Origin of the sequence: Micromonospora sp. NPDC049257, assembly GCF_040678915.1 — a bacterium.
GTDB classification, from domain to species: Bacteria; Actinomycetota; Actinomycetes; order Mycobacteriales; family Micromonosporaceae; genus Micromonospora; species Micromonospora antibiotica.
This window is the reverse complement of sequence record NZ_JBFAQU010000002.1, coordinates 43,883-61,745: the sequence shown is the minus strand read 5'-3', so window position 1 is coordinate 61,745 and position 17,863 is coordinate 43,883. Positions and strand designations below refer to the sequence as shown.

The following is a 17,863-nucleotide window of genomic DNA, read 5'->3' as shown; positions in this document are numbered from 1 at the left end:
CGTCCTCCGGGCCGGCCGGTCGGGTTCACTGCGGGTAGACCGCCATCTCCCAGATCGAGTAGCCGTACGTGGTGGCCCGGGTCACCCCGTGCATCCGGACGTAGCGGGCGCTCGTCGTGGGGAAGGCCGCCACGTCGGTGCCGCCGTCGCCGGCCGTGGTCGACCAGACCGTACGCCAGGTCGACCCGTCGTTGGACACCTCGATCCGGTACGACCGGGCGTACGCCGACTCCCAGGCCAGCGTCACCCGACCCACCTGGCGGGCCGACCCGAGGTCCACGGTCAGCCACTGGTCGTCCGCCCAGCTGCTCGCCCAGCGGGTGCCGAGGTCGGAGTCGACGGCCTTGGCCGCCCCGAAGAACAGCTCACTGCCGGACGCGCTGACCGGCCGGCCGGCGGCCAGGTTGGTCAGGTCGTCGCCCCGGCGGGACGGGAACGACACCACCTGCTGGAAGGTGGGCCGGTTCTGCCAGGCGGTGGTGGCGTGCTTGATCCCGCCCAGCGGCGACTGGATGATCGCGTCCGCGCACCACTGGTCACCGGCGGCGCAGCTCGCGTCGCCGGGATAGGTCTGGGCGGCCGGGGTGGCCGCCGCCGTGCGTAGCGTGTCCAGCAGCACCTGCCGGCAGCCGGCCAGGTTCCCGGCCCCGCAGTAGCTCCGGCCCAGCCCGCCGCGCACCGGGTCGCCGAGCACCGCGCGCAGGTCCTTGTCGACGTAGCCCCACCAGCCGTACTGGAAGGACGAGCCCTTGTGCGACTGGGCCTCGTTGGCCGAGGTCGGCAGGTTGGACTTGTCGCCCTGCTGGTACCCGGAGGGGGACTCGTTGATCTGGATCGCGTTGATCAACGACTGGTAGAGGTCCGGGCCCAGCTGGTCGCGGAACATCCCCCGGACCAGCAGCGGCCACCAGGCGTCGAAGGTGCGGATCGCGTCGGCGTGCCGGTAGACCTTCGACCCCTTCGCGGTCTCCACCCGCAGCGCGCCGTCCTGCCGCCACGCCTTGAGCCGGCTGATCTCGGTGGCCAGCGCGGCGTCGGCGACGGGCTGGCTCTCCAGCACCCGGATCAGCTCGTCGAGCACCTCGGCCCCGCGCAGGTCGGTCACGCCGGCCTGCTCGACCAGCGCGGTCAGCGAGCCCCGGTCGAACTTCCGGCCGGCCTGAAGGCCCGCCTTGAGCGGGCGGTCCAGCAGGTCGGCCCGGTGCACCGCGCCGAAGCTGTAGTTGCCGTCCGCGCCGCCGAAGTCCTTGGCCTGCTTGTTGTTCCAGCTGACGTAGTAGTCCTGGTTGACCGACCGGGGGTGGGCGGCCAGCGGGGCGTAGTTGGCGGTGTTCGTCGCCGGGTCGAAGCCCTGCCACTCGTAGGCCGGCTCGGCCTTCATCGGCAGGTTCGGGTTGGACCCGGCGGCCCGCACCGGGTTCAGCCCGGAGTTGAAGTACGCCGACTCGGTGGAGTTGACGTAGAACCAGTTGAACGCGTACTCGACGTTGTTGGCCGAGGCGACGAAGGCGTCCGCCGAGCCCATCTCGGCCGGGTCGTTGAACATCTGGAAGCCGATCGCCGAGTCGGCCTCGTGCCGGTAGGTGGAGCGGAGCTGGGTGAACGCGTGCGGTTTGCCGCCCACCGTGCCCCGCCAGGACACCAGGCCGAGCTTCGTGCGCCAGGCCACGAGCTTGTACGACCCCTTGGCGGTGCCGTCGGCGAGGGTCGGCGTCCACTTGTTGACGTGCGCGAGCTGCTCCATCGCCACGCACTGCCCCCGGTAGAGGTAGTGGTCGGCGGCGAGGGTGGGGGCGCTGCCGTCGGTGGTGCACAGCGGCACCGCGTAGCTGTCGGTGATGTCGTGGATCGACGAGGTGGCGCTCCACGCGTAGTCCTGCCCCCGGCCGAGCAGCACGTAGAGGTTGAGACCGGCGAACGCCGCGCCCCGGGCACTGATCCCCGGGCCCTGCAACTCCTGCACCATCAGCAGTTGCGGGGAGAAGTAGCCGGTCTGCGGGCCGAAGACCGCGACCGGGTGTCCGGTGGCCGAGTTCCCGGCCGAGACCACCGCCGCGTTGGACATGCCCCGGTGCGCCGGGCTGATGGTCAGCCCGGACAGCGCGGCGGCCAGCTCACCGGACGCGCTGGTGCCGGGGGCACGGGCCGGGGCGGCGGTGCTGCCGGCGGAGCCGGTCGGGTCGGTGAAGATCGGCTCGACCCGGGCCGAGCCGGCGTCGGGCAGTGCCACGCTCGCCGCGTCCGGGGAGGCGTCGCCGTACGGGAAGCTCTGCCCGTCGTGCAGGGTCAGCACGGTCTCCGGGTCGTTCTGGTTGCGGAACGCCGTCCACACCCTGTCGCCCTCGGTGGCGCCGTACTTGGCGCGGGCGGCGATGCGGACCAGCGCGGACTGCATCTCGGTGCCGCCCCCGCCGCCGAACAGGCCGCCCACCACGCCGGCGATGGCGATCAGGTCGGTGAGCTGGAACGGCTCCGGGCCGCCGGCGTTGGTGACCGCGTCCAGGTGGCCGGTGAGCACGTACTCGCCGGGGCAGTTGCGGGCGCCCATGCAGACGCCGATGTAGGCGTTGATGCCGGCGATGTACTCCTGCACGTCGGCGTAGAGCTGCTGGCCGCGCGGACCCTTCGTGCGCAGCGCCTCGACCTGCGCCTGGAGGTCCGCCTCGGTGTACGGCGAGTTGCGCCAGACGCTCTGCTCCAGGGCCCGGTTGCCGGGGGCGCCCCCGGCGAACGAGGTGAGGGTGCCCCGGCCGACGTGCCGTAGCAGGTCCATGGTGAACAGTCGGTCCTCGGCCCCGGCGTAGCCCGCGCCGTACATGGTGCCGCCCCGGGTGGTGCCGGTGACGTGCGGGACGCCTGTCGCCTTGTCCCGCAGGATGCGCACGTCGGAGCGGGGCGAGTAGTCGCGTTCGACCTGCCCCTGCGGCACTCCGAAGGAGGCGTCGTTGAAGAACGAGCCGATCTGTTCCTCGCGCAGCCCGGCGTAGCCGTAGACCAGGTCGGCGTAGCGGTCGAGCTGGTCGGCGGAGTGCCGGGGCAGGGTGCCGAGGGTCTGGTTGCCCAGCACCTCGACGAGGGTGGCGTTGCCGTTCTGGCCGGGTGGCAGGATGTCGCCGCACTCGCCGAGGCAGTAGTCCTCGGGGCTGAACGCGGCACGTGGCGCGGCGGCCTCGGCCGGGGCGGCGGGGGTCGCGGTGAGCAGGGCGGCGACGCTGATGCCGGCGGTCAGTCCGGCGAGCAGGCGGCGGACGGTGGGGGGACGGGGCATGGTGATCCTCCGATGAGGATGGGGATCTTTACGTGAATAACATTCGGTTACCGGATGGTAATCTCCGCTCGTCGATATCGGAAGACGTCCATCGAGCGGCTGCCGGATCTTTCCCCGGGAGTATCGAGCCGGTCGGCGCGCGTGGATAGCTTTCGATCCGGCACCCGGGCTGACGCCCGCCCCTCGCCCCACCCCGCCCGGCGCTCACCCGCCGGCCCTCCCGCCCGGACCGGTGCTCACCCGCCGGTCCCCCAACCCTGACCGGTGCTCACTGCCGGTCCCGCCCCCGACCGGCGGACACCCGCCGGTCCCGCCACTCCAGATTGGACCGTCGATGAAGGTCGTCCGTCTGCTCGCGTCCGCGACGCTGCTCGCGGCCGTGCTCACCCCGCCCGCGCCGGCCGCCGCGTCCCCGGGCACCGCCGCCGCCGCGCCCACCTCGGGGGCGTTCTCCGTGCTCACCTACAACGTCGCCGGGCTGCCCGACATCATCTCCAGCGGCGACCCGGCGACCAACACCCGGCCGATCGGCGAACGGCTCGGCGGGTACGACATCGTGCACGTCCAGGAGGACTTCAACTACCACGCCGACCTGTACGCCACCGACCAGCACCCGTACCGCACCCCGACCAGCGGGGGAGTGCCGTTCGGCAGCGGCCTCAACACGCTGTCGAACTACCCGTACAGCGACTTCGCCCGGGTGAAGTGGAACTCCTGCAACGGCACCGACTGCCTCACCCCGAAGGGCTTCACCGCCAGCCGCATCCGGCTCGCCGAGGGCGTCTTCGTCGACTTCTACAACGCCCACCCCAACGCCGGCACCACCGACGCCGACCTGGCCGCCCGCCGGTCCAACCTCAGCCAGCTCTCCGCGTACGTCGCCGCCAACTCGGCCGGCAACGCGGTGGTCCTGATGGGTGACCTGAACGTCCGCTACACCCGTACCGGAGACAACATCCGGGACCTGGTGGCGGCCAACGGCCTCACCGACGTCTGGGTGCAGCAGGAACGGGGCGGCCAGCCGCCGGCCGCCGGTGACCCCGCGCTGGTCTGCGACGAGGCCAACGTGACCGACTCCTGCGAGGTGGTCGACAAGATCCTCTACCGGGGCAACAAGCTGGTCAACCTCACCCTGAACCGCTACCACAACGAGCACGCCCGGTTCCTCACCCCGACCGGCGGGCCGCTGTCCGACCACTACCCGCACGCCGCCTGGTTCGACTGGACCCTCGCCCCGACGCTGCGGGCCAGCGATACCTGGGGCGGCCCGCACGGCACCGGCTTCACCGACGCCGACCGGGTCGGCCCGGCGGTGACCCGGGTCACCCTGCGCGGCGGCTCCCGGCTCGACGCCGTCGGCGTCGACCTCGCCGACGGCGGCCAGCTGCGCCACGGCGGCACCGGCGGGACCGAGACCGGCCTCACCCTGGCCCCCGGCGAGCGGATCACCCAGGTCACTCTGACCCAGGGCCAGAAGGACGGCCGGACCAGGATCTTCTCGGCCCGGCTCGGCACCGACCAGGGCCGCACCCTCAGCGCCGGTACGCCCACCTCGGCGACGGTCACCTTCACCGCGCCCCCGGGCGGTCGACTGGCCGGCTTCTTCGGCCGCAGCGGCACCGAGGTCGACCAGCTCGGTGTGATCTGGAGTGTCGGGGGCAACGGATAGTCTCGGTGCCGTGGCTGATCCCTCGACCTACCGCCCCGCGACCGGCACGATCCCCGAGTCCCCCGGGGTCTACCGGTTCCGCGACGGCACCGGCCGGGTGATCTACGTCGGCAAGGCCAAGAGTCTGCGCAGCAGGCTCAACTCCTACTTCGCCGACCCGTGGGGGCTGCACGAGCGCACCCGGCAGATGGTCACCACCGCCGAGTCGGTCGACTGGGTCACCGTGGGCACCGAGGTCGAGGCGCTCCAGCTCGAATACACCTGGATCAAGCAGTACGACCCCCGGTTCAACGTCCGGTACCGCGACGACAAGTCGTACCCGTACCTGGCGGTCACCCTCGACGAGGAATACCCGCGGCTGCAGGTCATGCGGGGCGCGAAGCGTAAGGGCGTGCGGTACTTCGGGCCGTACTCGCACGCCTGGGCGATCCGCGAGACGCTCGACCTGCTGCTGCGGGTCTTCCCCGCCCGCACCTGCTCCGCCGGGGTGTTCAAGCGGGCCGGGCAGGTGGGCCGGCCCTGCCTGCTCGGTTACATCGGCAAGTGCTCCGCGCCCTGCGTGGGCACCGTCTCCGCCGACGCGCACCGGGCCATCGTCGACAACTTCTGCGAGTTCATGGCCGGCCGTACCGACAGCATGGTGCGTCGCCTCGAACGCGAGATGACCGAGGCCAGCGAGCAGTTGGAGTTCGAGCGGGCGGCCCGGCTCCGCGACGACGTGGCCGCCCTGCGCCGGGCCATGGAGAAGCAGACCGTGGTGCTCGGCGACGGCACCGACGCCGACGTGGTCGCCTTCGCCGACGACCCCCTCGAAGCGTCCGTGCAGGTCTTCCACGTCCGCGACGGTCGGGTACGCGGCCAACGCGGCTGGGTGGTGGAAAAGACCGAGGAGCTGACCACCGGCGACCTGGTGCACCACTTCTGCACCCAGGTCTACGGCGGCGAGCAGGGCGAGGCGGACGTCCCCCGGGAGTTGCTCGTCCCCGAGCTGCCCGGTGACGCCGACGCGCTCGCCGACTGGCTCAGCGCCCGCCGGGGCAGCCGGGTGTCGCTGCGGGTGCCCCAGCGCGGCGACAAGAAGACCCTGCTGGAGACCGTGGGCCGCAACGCGAAGGACGCGCTGGCCCGGCACAAGCTCAAGCGGGCCGGCGACCTCACCACCCGGGGCAAGGCGCTCGACGAGATCAGCGAGGCGCTCGGCATGCGTACCTCGCCGCTGCGCATCGAGTGCTTCGACGTCTCCCAGATCCAGGGCACCGACGTGGTGGCCAGCATGGTCGTCTTCGAGGACGGGCTGCCCCGCAAGAGCGAATACCGCCGGTTCATCGTCCGGGGCGCCACCGACGACCTGTCGGCGATGTCCGAGGTGCTGCGCCGCCGCTTCGCCCGCTACCTCGACGCCCGCGCCGAGACCGGTGAGCTGGGCGAGGAGACCGCGTCCGACCCCGACCGCCCCGGCATCGACCCGACCACCGGCCGGCCACGCAAGTTCGCGTACCCGCCGCAGCTGGTGGTGGTCGACGGCGGTGCCCCGCAGGTGGCGGCGGCCGCCCAGGCGCTGGCCGAGCTGGGCATCGACGACGTGGCACTGTGTGGGCTGGCCAAGCGGCTGGAGGAGGTCTGGCTCCCCGACGACGACTACCCGGTCATCCTGCCGCGCACCTCCGAGGGGCTCTACCTGCTGCAACGCGCCCGGGACGAGGCGCACCGGTTCGCCATCACCTTCCACCGGCAGCGGCGCTCCAAGCGGATGACCGAATCAGCCCTGGACACCGTCCCCGGGCTGGGCGAGGTCCGCCGCAAGGCGTTGCTGCACCACTTCGGCTCGCTCAAGCGGCTCTCCGCCGCCACCGTGGAGGAGATCGTCGAGGTGCCCGGGGTGGGCCGGCGCACCGCCGAGGCGATCCTCGCCGCCCTCGACGGCGACCCGAAGACCACCGCCCCCACCCCGGCCGACTGACGGCGGTCAGGGCTGGTCGGCGAGGACGGTGAGGATGGACTCGCCGTACTTGGCCAGCTTGTTCTCGCCGACGCCGCTGATCCTCGACAGCTCGGCCAGCGAGGTGGGGGAGTCGGTGGCGATCTGCCGCAGCGTCGCGTCGTGGAAGATCACGTACGCGGGCACGCCCTGTTCCTTGGCGGCGGCTCCCCGCCAGGCGCGCAGCCGCTCGAACAGCGACCCGGCCGCCGGGGACAGCTCGGCGACCACGGTGGCCGCGCCGCGCGGCTTCGCCGAGCGGGCCGAGGCCACCTTCTCCGGCTCCCGGCGCATGGTGACCGTGCGGCGGCGGGCCAGCACGTCCGCGCTGGCCTCGGTGAGCGCCAGCGTGCCGTAGTCGCCCTCGACCGCCAGCAGCCCCTCGGCGAGCAGCTGCCGGACCACCCCGCGCCACTCCGCCTCGCGCAGCTCGGTGCCGATGCCGAAGGTGCTCAGCGCGTCGTGGCCGTACTGGCTGATCTTGTCGTTCTGCTTGCCGAGCAGGATGTCCACGCAGTGCCCGGCGCCGAAGCGCTGGTTGCGCTCCCGGTCGAGCCGGTAGACGGTGGACAGCAGCTTCTGCGCGGCCACCGTGCCGTCCCAGGTCTCCGGCGGGGTCAGGCAGGTGTCGCAGTTGCCGCAGTCGGCCGTGCCGGGCTGGCCGAAGTATTCGAGCAGCTGCACCCGTCGGCAGCGGACCGTCTCGCAGAGCGCCAGCATGGCGTCCAGGTGGGTGGCGAGGTTACGGCGGTGGGCCAGGTCGCCGTCGGACGTCTCGATCATCTTGCGTTGCTGCACCACGTCCTGGAGGCCGTAGGCGAGCCACGCCGTCGACGGCAGGCCGTCCCGGCCGGCCCGCCCGGTCTCCTGGTAGTAGCCCTCGACCGACTTGGGCAGGTCGAGGTGGGCCACGAAGCGGACGTCCGGCTTGTCGATGCCCATCCCGAAGGCGATCGTGGCGACCATGACCAGGCCGTCCTCGCGCAGGAAACGCTGCTGGTTGGTGGCGCGGGTGCCCGAGTCCAGGCCGGCGTGGTAGGGCAGCGCGGCGACCCCGTTGGCGACCAGGAACTCGGAAGTCTTGTCCACCGAGGCCCGGGACAGGCAGTAGACGATGCCGGCGTCGCCCGGGTGCTCGTCGCGCAGCAGGGCCAGCAACTGCTTGCGCGGCTCCTTCTTGGGCACGATCCGGTACTGGATGTTGGGCCGGTCGAAGCTGGCCACGAAGTGCTTCGCCTCGGTGAGCTGGAGCCGGGTGGCGATCTCGGCCCGGGTGGCGCTGGTGGCGGTCGCGGTCAGCGCGATCCGGGGCACCGTCGGCCACCGCTCGTGCAACATCGACAGGGCCAGGTAGTCGGGGCGGAAGTCGTGCCCCCACTGGGACACGCAGTGCGCCTCGTCGATGGCGAACAGGCCGATCCGGCCCCGGTCGAGCAGTTGCTGCACGCCCCGGGTGCCCAGCGCCTCGGGGGCCAGGTAGAGCAGATCCAGTTCCCCGGCGACGAAGGCCTGCTCGACCGTGCGCCGGGCCGCGTAGTCCTGCGTCGAGTTGAGGAAACCCGCGCGTACGCCGACCGCCGTCAGCGCGTCGACCTGGTCCTGCATGAGGGCGATCAGCGGGGAGACGACCACCGCGACGCCGTCGCGGACCAGCGCCGGGACCTGGTAACACAGTGACTTGCCGCCACCGGTGGGCATCAGCACCAGCGCGTCCCCACCGGCCACCACGTGATCGATGACTTCCTGCTGGAAGCCCCGGAAGGCGTCGTAGCCGAAGACCCGGCGGAGCACGTCGAGGGCGTCGGAGGCGCGCAACTCGGTGGGGGAGACCATCCGGGGAGTCTACGAGCCGGCCCCGACACCACCGTCCACGACGCCCCCGGACCCGCCCCGATCCGCCCCGCTTCCGGCGGCACCCTCGTCCTCAGCGGTGCCCCCGCCGGAGCCGGCGGGTGTCCGACCCGGCGGGCCCTCACCCGGTGCTGTCCCCGTCACCCCAGCAGAGGCCGCCGATGCCGGCGGCGCTGTGGAAGCCGAGACGCCGTGCGGTTGGATGGCCTGATGGCGGTACACATCGATATCGACGCACTCCGGGACGCGGCCGGGGTCGAGGTCTGCGCAGCGGCGGACAAGCTGACGGCCTCCGGCCAGCCGCCGGAGGTCCTCCCGGTCGACGGCGGAGCATCCGGGGTGGTCCACGAGGCGGGTCGGCCGCCGTACGAGGTCTGGGTGGGGGTCACGGCGGACGGCTTCACCGCCGAGTGCGACTGTGCCGCCGAGACCGACCTGTGTGCGCACGCGGTGGCCCTCACCGCCGCCGCCCTGGCCGAGGGCTTCGCGTGGTCGTCGACGGCCACCCCGCAGTTGGACCCGGCGGTCGACCCCCGGGTCGCGGAGCTGACCGTACTCGCGCGTGGGCTGCCCGCGCGCCGGCTGGCGGCGCTGGTCGCCGAGTGGGCGGCCACGGACCCGGTGTGGGAGGGCGCGCTACGGGCGCAGGCCGGCCAGCCCGCGCCCCGCACCGCCGTTGAACTGGACGGAGACTAGGACGATCGTGCCGCCACCGTCGCGGTGCGGAGGTGGTGACACTTCTCCCGTCGAGCGGTATGCCTGTCCGGCATAAATATGACGGACAGGCATACCGCTCCGCGCCAGGCAATGCTCCGGATGCCGGTCGAACGCCGAGCCGACCCCGCCGGGCGACCCGCCGTCGGGCGTGCCGGGATCGACGCCGCCCACCGGGATAGAGTCGTCGACTGACCCTGCGCGGTACGGGACCCATCGGGGCTCGCCGCCACGGAACCGGGAGTGGTGGAATGGGCGAGGCGCGGACAACCGGCGGGCACGTCGAGGGCGGCACGGCGGAGTCGGACACCACGCTGGTGGTGGTCACCGGCCTGTCCGGCGGTGGCCGCAGCACGGTGGCGCGCGCCCTGGAGAACGTCGGCTACTACGTGGTGGACAACCTGCCGCAGGCGCTGATGCTGGACATGGCCGAGCTGGCGATGAAGGCCGGCGGGGCGGCCCGGCGTACCGCGATGGTGCTGGACGTGCGGTCGCGGGCGTTCTCCACCGACCTGGCCGGGGCGATCCGGGAGCTGAAGGAGCGTGGTTTCTCGCCCCGGGTGGTCTTCGTCGACGCCGACGACGAGGTGCTGATCCGGCGGTTCGAGAGCGTGCGCCGGTCGCACCCGTTGCAGGGTGAGGGGCGGTTGGCCGACGGGATCGCCGTCGAGCGGGCCCTGCTGGAGGAGGCTCGCGACCAGGCCGATGTGATCATCGACACCAGCCACCTCAACGTCAACCAGCTCCGCCGTCGGGTCGAGGAGCTGTTCGGCGGGGAGGACGCCCGGCGGTTGCGGCTCACCGTGCTCTCGTTCGGCTTCAAGTACGGCCTGCCGCCGGACGCCGATTTCGTCCTCGACGCCCGGTTCCTGCCGAATCCGTACTGGGTGCCGGAGCTGCGGGAGCACACCGGTCGGGAGGCGGCGGTCAGCGCGTACGTGCTCGGCCAGGAGGGCGCGGACGCCTTCGTCGCCTCGTACGCCGAGCTGGTCAACGCCACCACCGCCGGTTTCGAGCGGGAGGGCAAGCGTTACCTGACGGTGGCCGTGGGCTGCACCGGCGGCAAGCACCGCAGCGTGGCGATCGCCGAGGAGCTGGCCGAGCGGCTGCGCCAGTCGGGGCTGGCCGCCAATGCGCAGCACCGGGACCTGGGGCGGGAGTGACGGTGCGGTCGGTGGTCGCCTTCGGCGGGGGGCACGGACTGTCCGCCTCGCTGCGGGCGCTGCGGCACTGCGCCGGGGAGTTGGACCTGGACATCACCGCCGTGGTCACCGTCGGCGACGACGGCGGCTCCAGCGGCCGGCTCCGGGCCGAACGCGGCGGCCTGCCCCCGGGCGACCTGCGGCAGGCACTGGTCGCGTTGGCCGGGGACCATCCGGCCACCCGACGTAGCGCCGGGCTGTTCCAGCACCGGTTCGCCGGTGCCACCCGGGACGGGCTGGCCGGTCACGCGGTGGGCAACCTGGTGCTCTGCGGCCTGATGGAGCAGCTCGGCGACCCGGTCGCCGCGCTGGCGCACGCCGGCGCGATGCTCGGCGCGGTCGGCCGGGTGCTGCCGATGTCCGCCCAGCCGGTGGACATCGAGGCCCGGGTCCGTGGCCTCGACCCGGCCCACCCCGACGAGGTACGCACGGTGCGCGGCCAGCACCAGGTGGCGGTGACCACCGGCACGGTGCAGGCGCTGCGGATCACCCCGGACGCCCCGGTGGCCTGCGCGGAGGCGGTGGCCGCGATCGGCGACGCCGACTGGTTGATCTTCGGACCGGGCAGCTGGTACACCAGCGTGCTGCCGCACCTGCTGGTGCCGGGGCTGGCCGAGGCGATCGTGACCAGCCCGGCCCGGCGGCTGGTCACCCTCAACCTGGCCGCCGAGAAGGAGACCCTGGGTCTCTCGGTGGCCGACCACCTGGCCGCCCTGCGTTGGTACCTTCCGCAGCTCACCGTCGACTACGTGGTGGCCGACTCCAAGGCGGTGGGTGACCCCGAACCGGTCGGGCGTGCGGCAGAATCGCTTGGTGCCCGGTTGGTCCTCGCCCCGGTCGCCGTCGACGACGGCACGCCCCGTCACGATCCGGCCGCCCTGGCTGCCGCACTGGTGCCTGTCCTGGGCGTCGATCGTTAAGCACGTACGTAATCACCGGCGACACGCCGGTACCGGTCCGTGAGGGGGCGCACAATGGCGATGACGGCTGCGGTCAAGGACGAGCTGAGCCGGGTCGACGTGCCCAAGCCCTGCTGCCGGCGGGCGGAGATGGCGGCGCTGCTGCGCTTCGCCGGTGGGCTGCACATCGTCTCCGGTCGGGTGGTGGTGGAGGCGGAGCTGGACACCGGGGCGGTGGCCCGCCGGCTACGCCGGGAGATCGCCGAGGTCTACGGCTATCCCAGCGAGATCCACGTGCTCGCCTCGGGTGGGCTGCGCAAGGGCAGCCACTTCATCGTCCGGGTGGTCAAGGACGGCGAGGCGCTGGCCCGGCAGACCGGCCTGCTCGACGTCCGGGGCCGGCCCGTACGCGGCCTGCCGCCGCACGTGGTGGCGGCGAACGTCTGCTGCGCGGTGGCGGCCTGGCGGGGCGCGTTCATGGCGCACGGCTCGTTGACCGAGCCGGGCCGCTCCAGTGCGTTGGAGATCACCTGCCCGGGGCCGGAGTCCGCGTTGGCCCTGGTGGGGGCGGCCCGTCGGATCGGCATCACCGCCAAGAACCGGGAGGTGCGCGGGGTGGACCGGGTGGTGGTCAAGGACGGTGACGCGATCGCCGCGCTACTCACCCGGGTCGGCGCGCACTCCAGCGTGTTGGCCTGGGAGGAGCGTCGGGTACGCCGGGAGGTGCGGGCCACGGCCAACCGGTTGGCGAACTTTGACGACGCCAACCTGCGCCGCTCGGCGCGGGCGGCGGTGGCCGCCGCCGCCCGGGTCACCCGGGCACTGGAGATCCTCGCCGACGACGCGCCGAACCATCTCACCTCGGCCGGTCAGCTGCGGCTGGAGCACCGGCAGGCGTCGCTGGAGGAGTTGGGCGCGCTGGCCGACCCGCCGTTGACCAAGGACGCGATCGCCGGGCGGATCCGCCGGCTGCTGGCGTTGGCCGACAAGCGGGCCCGTGACCTGGGCATCCCGGATACCGAAGCGGCAGTCACGCCGGACATGCTCGTGGTCTGATAGGACGGTGGGCCGCCATCCCGCGGGCGCGTGCGAGGCACGGGCCGGCGGGCGTGACGTGCCCCGGGTCGGGTGGGTGGGGCGTGCCGTGCCGTCGACCCGACGGGGTCACCACCCGCCGCAGCACGGCGGGGCACGCTCGGATAGGGTCGTCAGGTACGGCAAGGGGGCCGGCACAGGCACTCCTCGCCGTGCACGCCGCCTCAGGCGGTCAGGTCCTCCCAGACCGTGGCGGGGTGGCCGAGACGAATCGTCAACGGCCGGCTCACCGGCCGGCGCACACACCTCCGCCGGCCCGTTCTGACGTCGGCGGACCAGAACGCGAGGAGATGGGACCTGTGACCATCCGGGTTGGCATCAACGGCTTCGGCCGCATCGGCCGTAACTTCTTCCGGGCCGTGCTGGCGTCCGGCGCCGACATCGAGGTCGTCGCCGTGAACGACCTGACCGACAACGCGACGCTCGCCCACCTGCTCAAGTACGACAGCATCCTCGGTCGTCTGCCGTACGAGGTCAAGGCCACCGCCGACGAGATCACCGTCGGTGGCAAGACCATCAAGGCGTTCGCCGAGAAGGACCCGTCGAAGCTGGCGTGGGGCGACGCCGGGGCGGACGTCGTCATCGAGTCCACCGGTTTCTTCACCGACGGCACCAAGGCCAAGGCGCACATCGACGGCGGGGCCAAGAAGGTCATCATCTCCGCCCCGGCGAAGAACGAGGACGTCACGGTCGTCATGGGCGTGAACCACGACCAGTACGACCCGGCCAAGCACACCATCATCTCGAACGCGTCGTGCACCACGAACTGCCTGGCCCCGATGGCGAAGGTCCTCCAGGACACCTTCGGCATCGAGAAGGGCCTGATGACCACGATCCACGCGTACACCCAGGACCAGAACCTCCAGGACGCGCCGCACAAGGACCTGCGTCGGGCCCGTGCCGCCGCGCTGAACATCGTCCCCACCTCGACCGGTGCCGCCAAGGCGATCGGGCTGGTGCTGCCGGTGCTCAAGGGCAAGCTGGACGGTTACGCGCTGCGGGTGCCGATCCCGACCGGCTCGGCCACCGACCTGACCGTCGAGGTCGGCCGGGAGACCACCGTGGACGAGGTCAACGCCGCGATCAAGGCCGCCGCGGACGGCCCGCTCAAGGGCATCCTGGTCTACAACGAGGACCCGATCGTCTCGTCCGACATCGTCACCGACCCGGCGTCGTGCATCTTCGACGCGCCGCTGACCAAGGTCATCGGCAACCAGGTCAAGGTCGTCGGCTGGTACGACAACGAGTGGGGCTACTCCAACCGGCTCGTCGACCTGGTCAAGCTGGTGGGTTCCTCGCTGTGAGCATCCGCAACCTCGACGACCTGCTCGCCGAGGGGGTGTCAGGTCGGCGCGTGCTGGTGCGCGCCGACCTGAACGTCCCACTCGACAAGCAGACCGGGGAGATCACCGACGACGGCCGGATCCGGGCCGTCCTGCCCACCCTGGGCGCGCTCGTGCAGGCCGGGGCGAAGGTCGTGGTCTGCTCGCACCTGGGTCGCCCAAAGGGTGCCCCGGACCCGCAGTACAGCCTCCGCCCGGTTGCCGGGCGGCTCGGTGAGCTGCTCGACGCGCCTGTGCACTTCGCCACCGACACCGTCGGCGAGTCCGCCCGCAGCACCGTGGACGCGCTGGCCGACGGCCAGGTGGCCCTGCTGGAGAACCTCCGTTTCAACAAGGGGGAGACCAGCAAGGACGACACCGAGCGGGGGGCCTTCGCCGACCAGCTCGCCGCGTTCGGCGAGGCGTACGTGGACGACGCGTTCGGCGCGGTGCACCGCAAGCACGCCAGCGTCCACGACGTACCGGCCCGGCTGCCGCACGTCGCGGGCCGGCTGGTGCTGCGTGAGGTGGAGGTGCTGTCCCGGCTGGCCGGCGAGCCGGAGCGCCCGTACGTGGTGGTGCTCGGCGGTTCCAAGGTCTCCGACAAGCTGGCCGTGATCGAGGCGCTGCTGCCGAAGGTCGACCGGCTGCTCATCGGCGGCGGGATGTGCTTCACCTTCCTCAAGGCCCAGGGCCACGAGGTGGGCACCTCGCTGTTGGAGCAGGAGATGGTCGAGACCTGCGGCAACCTCCTGGCCCGCGCCGAGGGCAAGATCCTGCTCCCGGTCGACGTGGTGGCGGCCGACGCCTTCGCCCCGGACGCCGCGCACGACACGGTGCCCGCCGACGGCATCCCCAGCCACCGGCTCGGCCTGGACATCGGCCCGGAGACGGTGGCCGGTTTCACCGCCGCCCTGTCGCAGGCTAAGACGGTCTTCTGGAACGGCCCGATGGGCGTGTTCGAGATGCCGGCGTTCGCCAACGGCACCCGGGGTGTCGCCGAGGCGATCACCAAGACCGACGCGTTCACCGTGGTCGGTGGCGGTGACTCGGCGGCGGCCGTGCGGGCCCTCGGGCTGGACGAGTCGTCGTTCGGGCACATCTCCACGGGTGGCGGCGCCTCCCTGGAATACCTGGAGGGCAAGACCCTCCCCGGCATCGCGGCCCTGGAGAACTGATGGCGAGCGTCACCCGCCGGCCGCTGATGGCCGGCAACTGGAAGATGAACCTCAACCACCTCGAGGCCAACCTGCTGGTGCAGAAGCTGGCCGCGAGCCTCACCGAGCAGCAGCTCACCGCCGTCGAGACGGTGGTCCTGCCGCCCTTCACCGACCTGCGCACCGTGCAGACCGCGGTGGACGGCGACAAGCTGCTCATCGGCTACGGCGGGCAGGACCTCTCGCCGTACCAGTCCGGCGCGTACACCGGGGACATCTCCGGGGCGATGCTGGCCAAGCTGGGCTGCACCTACGTGGCGGTCGGGCACTCGGAGCGGCGGCAGTACCACTACGAGGACGACGCGATCGTCAACGCGAAGGTGGCCGCCGCGCTGGCCAACGGGCTCACCCCGATCCTCTGCATCGGTGAGGGCCTGGAGATCCGCGAGCAGCTGCGGCACGTGCCGCACTGCTGCGACCAGCTCGACGGCGCCCTGAAGGGGCTCACCGCCGAGCAGGTCACCAAGGTCGTGGTGGCCTACGAGCCGGTCTGGGCGATCGGCACCGGCAAGACGGCCACCCCCGAGGACGCCCAGGAGGTCTGCGGGGAGGTCCGCAAGCGGCTGGTCGAGACCTACGACCAGGGCACCGCGGACCAGGTCCGGATCCTCTACGGCGGCTCGGTGAAGTCGTCCAACGTCGCGTCGATCATGTCCCAGCCGGACGTGGACGGGGCGCTCGTGGGCGGGGCCAGCCTGGACGCCGAGGAGTTCGCGAAGATCTGCCGCTTCCCGGAGCACACGGGTCGCTGATCGCTCGCTATTCTTGACTCCGCCCGTCCACCGGTCGGTGCCGCCGTGCCCGATCTGTCCGGGCGAGGATCGTAACGAGAGGACTGACCCCAGCCATGCCGATCTGGTTCGCATACACGTTGATCGTGTTGCTGGTCATCACGAGCGTTCTGCTCACCATGCTCATTCTGCTGCACCGGGGTAAGGGCGGCGGGCTGTCGAGCATGTTCGGCGGCGGGGTCAGCTCCAGCCTGGCCGGCTCGTCGGTGGCCGAGAAGAACCTGGACCGCTACACCGTCCTGGTGAGCATCGTCTGGTTCGCCTGCATCATCGGGCTCGGCCTCTGGCTCCGGCTCCAGCTCAACAGCGGGTCCTGAGCGACACGATCAGGTCGTACAATCTGCGCGCGGTCCGTCACGGACCGCGCGCAGTTGTGTTTCTCCGCCACCGTCGCCCACCGCCCGCCTCAGGCGGTGGTCCCCTCCGACGACAGGAGCGAGTGTGCCCAGTGGCAACGTCATCCGCGGTTCCCGGATCGGTGGGGCGCCGGAGCGCCCCACCGAACGCTACGAGCCGGCCCCCCGTCGCGCGGTCACCTACTGGTGCCGCAACGACCACGCCACCGAGATCCGGTTGGCGTTGGACGCCGAGGAGCCGGCCGTCTGGGACTGTCCGCGCTGCGGCCTGCCCGCCGGCCAGGACGCCCAGAATCCGCCCGGACGTACCCGTCCCGAGCCCTACAAGACCCACCTGGCGTACGTGAAGGAGCGGCGTACCCCGGAGGAGGGGGAGGCGCTGCTGGCGGAGGCGTTGGCCGCGCTGCGCCGCCGACGCGGTCGGGAGTGACCGCCCCGGCGGTGACGCTGCGACCCCAAGCGACCGCCCCGGCGGTGACACCTCGACCCGGAGCGACCGCCCGGCGGTGGCGCCCGCTGCGGCCGGGTGTGACCGCCCCGGCGGTGGGGGCGTGCTGACCCGGCTCGCGGCCGGGCCGCCCGGGCTCAGCGCAGGCTGCGCAGCCGGGCCGGCACGTCGGCCGCCGCCGCCCGGTCGAGCAGCCAGAGGGTACGCGAGACGCCCTGCACCCCGGCGGCGGGCACCTGCTTCGGGCCGGCACCGGCCAAAGCCATCCCCACCGACCGCGCCTTGTCGGACCCACTGGCGACCAGCCAGACCTCCTCGGCGGTGTTGATCGCCGGCAGGGTGAGGGTGGTCCGCACCGGCGGCGGCTTCGGGCTGCCCCGTACCGCGCTGACCGGTCGGGTGTCGTGGTGCACCGGGTGCTCGGGGAAGACCGACGCCACGTGCCCGTCCTCGCCGACGCCCAGCATCAGCACGTCGAAGTGCGGCAGTGCCGCGTGACCGGGCCGGGCCGCCCGCGCCAACTCCTCGGCGTACGCGGCGGCACCGGCCTCCGGGTCGTCGCCGGTGGGGCCGTCGGTGGCCGGCATCGGGTGCACCCGGGCCGGGTCCAGCGGCACCAGGTCCAGCAGCGCGGCCCGGGCCTGCGTCTCGTTGCGGTCCGGGTCGCCGGCCGGCAGGAAGCGCTCGTCGCCCCACCAGACATCCACCCGGGACCAGTCGACGGCGTCGTGGGCGGGCAGGGTGAGCACCGCCCGGTGCACCGCCGCGGCGATCCGCCCGCCCGTCAACACGATCGACGCCGCACCCCGCTCCGCCTGCGCGTCGAGCAGCTTCACCACCAGCCGGGCCGCCACCGCCTGCGCCAGCAGGTCGGCGTCGGCGTGGACCGCGACACTCGCCTCACTCATCTTGGCCTTCTTTTCCTGACCGCTCGGCGCGGTCCTGCTCGTGGGGGGCGGGGACCGGTCGGCCCGCCGGGTGCCGGTGTCACCGGAGGTCTCGTCGTCGTGCGGGCCGCCGGTCGACTCCGGCGACGGGCGGGAGAGGACACCC

At 72.4% G+C, this 17,863-nt stretch carries 14 protein-coding genes; 11 read left to right on the top strand and 3 right to left on the bottom strand.

Going from position 1 to position 17,863, the window contains the following annotated elements; genetic code table 11:
- Window positions 1–25: 25 nt before the first annotated feature.
- The gene (locus AB0K25_RS04230) at window positions 26–3,268 is read right to left on the bottom strand and encodes a penicillin acylase family protein (RefSeq protein WP_219463741.1); all 3,243 of its coding nucleotides are present in this window, start codon (window positions 3,266–3,268) and stop codon (window positions 26–28) included.
- 334 nt (window positions 3,269–3,602) lie between these two features.
- Between AB0K25_RS04230 and AB0K25_RS04225 the strand changes: the two genes are divergently transcribed.
- Window positions 3,603–4,937: an endonuclease/exonuclease/phosphatase family protein gene (locus AB0K25_RS04225; protein ID WP_219463739.1), complete on the top strand. Its 1,335-nt coding sequence runs from the start codon at window positions 3,603–3,605 to the stop codon at window positions 4,935–4,937.
- A gap of 10 nt (window positions 4,938–4,947) precedes the next feature.
- Window positions 4,948–6,897, top strand: a complete 1,950-nt coding sequence (gene uvrC / locus AB0K25_RS04220) for an excinuclease ABC subunit UvrC (protein WP_363818360.1) — start codon at window positions 4,948–4,950, stop codon at window positions 6,895–6,897.
- A gap of 6 nt (window positions 6,898–6,903) precedes the next feature.
- Here uvrC and recQ read toward each other — a convergent pair whose 3' ends face one another.
- Window positions 6,904–8,748: a DNA helicase RecQ gene (gene recQ, locus AB0K25_RS04215; RefSeq protein ID WP_363818357.1), complete on the bottom strand. Its 1,845-nt coding sequence runs from the start codon at window positions 8,746–8,748 to the stop codon at window positions 6,904–6,906.
- A 228-nt stretch (window positions 8,749–8,976) separates the two neighbouring features.
- On the opposite strand from recQ, the gene AB0K25_RS04210 reads away from it, so the two are divergent.
- The 9 genes from AB0K25_RS04210 (at window position 8,977) to AB0K25_RS04170 (ending at window position 16,792) form a co-directional block, all read left to right on the top strand.
- Window positions 8,977–9,462 (top strand): hypothetical protein, encoded by a 486-nt coding sequence (locus tag AB0K25_RS04210; protein ID WP_219463734.1) that lies wholly within the window; start codon window positions 8,977–8,979, stop codon window positions 9,460–9,462.
- A 269-nt stretch (window positions 9,463–9,731) separates the two neighbouring features.
- Window positions 9,732–10,643 (top strand): RNase adapter RapZ, encoded by a 912-nt coding sequence (gene rapZ, locus AB0K25_RS04205; protein WP_208569204.1) that lies wholly within the window; start codon window positions 9,732–9,734, stop codon window positions 10,641–10,643.
- Window positions 10,640–11,602 carry a uridine diphosphate-N-acetylglucosamine-binding protein YvcK gene (gene yvcK / locus AB0K25_RS04200; protein ID WP_357536860.1) on the top strand — a complete coding sequence of 321 codons (963 nt, stop codon included), beginning with the start codon at window positions 10,640–10,642 and terminating at the stop codon, window positions 11,600–11,602. The genes rapZ and yvcK overlap by 4 nt, the downstream gene beginning before the upstream one ends.
- Window positions 11,603–11,656: 54 nt before the next feature.
- Window positions 11,657–12,637, top strand: coding sequence for a DNA-binding protein WhiA (gene whiA / locus AB0K25_RS04195; RefSeq protein WP_091237335.1), 981 nt, complete (start codon window positions 11,657–11,659; stop codon window positions 12,635–12,637).
- 338 nt (window positions 12,638–12,975) lie between these two features.
- Window positions 12,976–13,980: a type I glyceraldehyde-3-phosphate dehydrogenase gene (gap, locus tag AB0K25_RS04190; RefSeq protein ID WP_363818352.1), complete on the top strand. Its 1,005-nt coding sequence runs from the start codon at window positions 12,976–12,978 to the stop codon at window positions 13,978–13,980.
- Window positions 13,977–15,176 carry a phosphoglycerate kinase gene (locus AB0K25_RS04185; RefSeq protein WP_219463730.1) on the top strand — a complete coding sequence of 400 codons (1,200 nt, stop codon included), beginning with the start codon at window positions 13,977–13,979 and terminating at the stop codon, window positions 15,174–15,176. Before gap ends, AB0K25_RS04185 begins: the two co-directional genes overlap by 4 nt.
- A complete protein-coding gene (tpiA, locus tag AB0K25_RS04180; RefSeq protein WP_208569200.1) occupies window positions 15,176–15,967 on the top strand; it encodes a triose-phosphate isomerase in 792 nt (263 codons plus the stop codon). Before AB0K25_RS04185 ends, tpiA begins: the two co-directional genes overlap by 1 nt.
- Before the next feature lie 95 nt (window positions 15,968–16,062).
- A complete protein-coding gene (gene secG / locus AB0K25_RS04175) occupies window positions 16,063–16,323 on the top strand; it encodes a preprotein translocase subunit SecG (RefSeq protein ID WP_204959149.1) in 261 nt (86 codons plus the stop codon).
- Between the two features lie 124 nt (window positions 16,324–16,447).
- Complete coding sequence (locus tag AB0K25_RS04170; protein ID WP_208569199.1) at window positions 16,448–16,792, top strand: RNA polymerase-binding protein RbpA; 345 nt, start codon at window positions 16,448–16,450, stop codon at window positions 16,790–16,792.
- Between the two features lie 155 nt (window positions 16,793–16,947).
- Here AB0K25_RS04170 and pgl read toward each other — a convergent pair whose 3' ends face one another.
- Window positions 16,948–17,718, bottom strand: a complete 771-nt coding sequence (pgl, locus tag AB0K25_RS04165; RefSeq protein ID WP_363818346.1) for a 6-phosphogluconolactonase — start codon at window positions 17,716–17,718, stop codon at window positions 16,948–16,950.
- Window positions 17,719–17,863 lie beyond the last annotated feature (145 nt).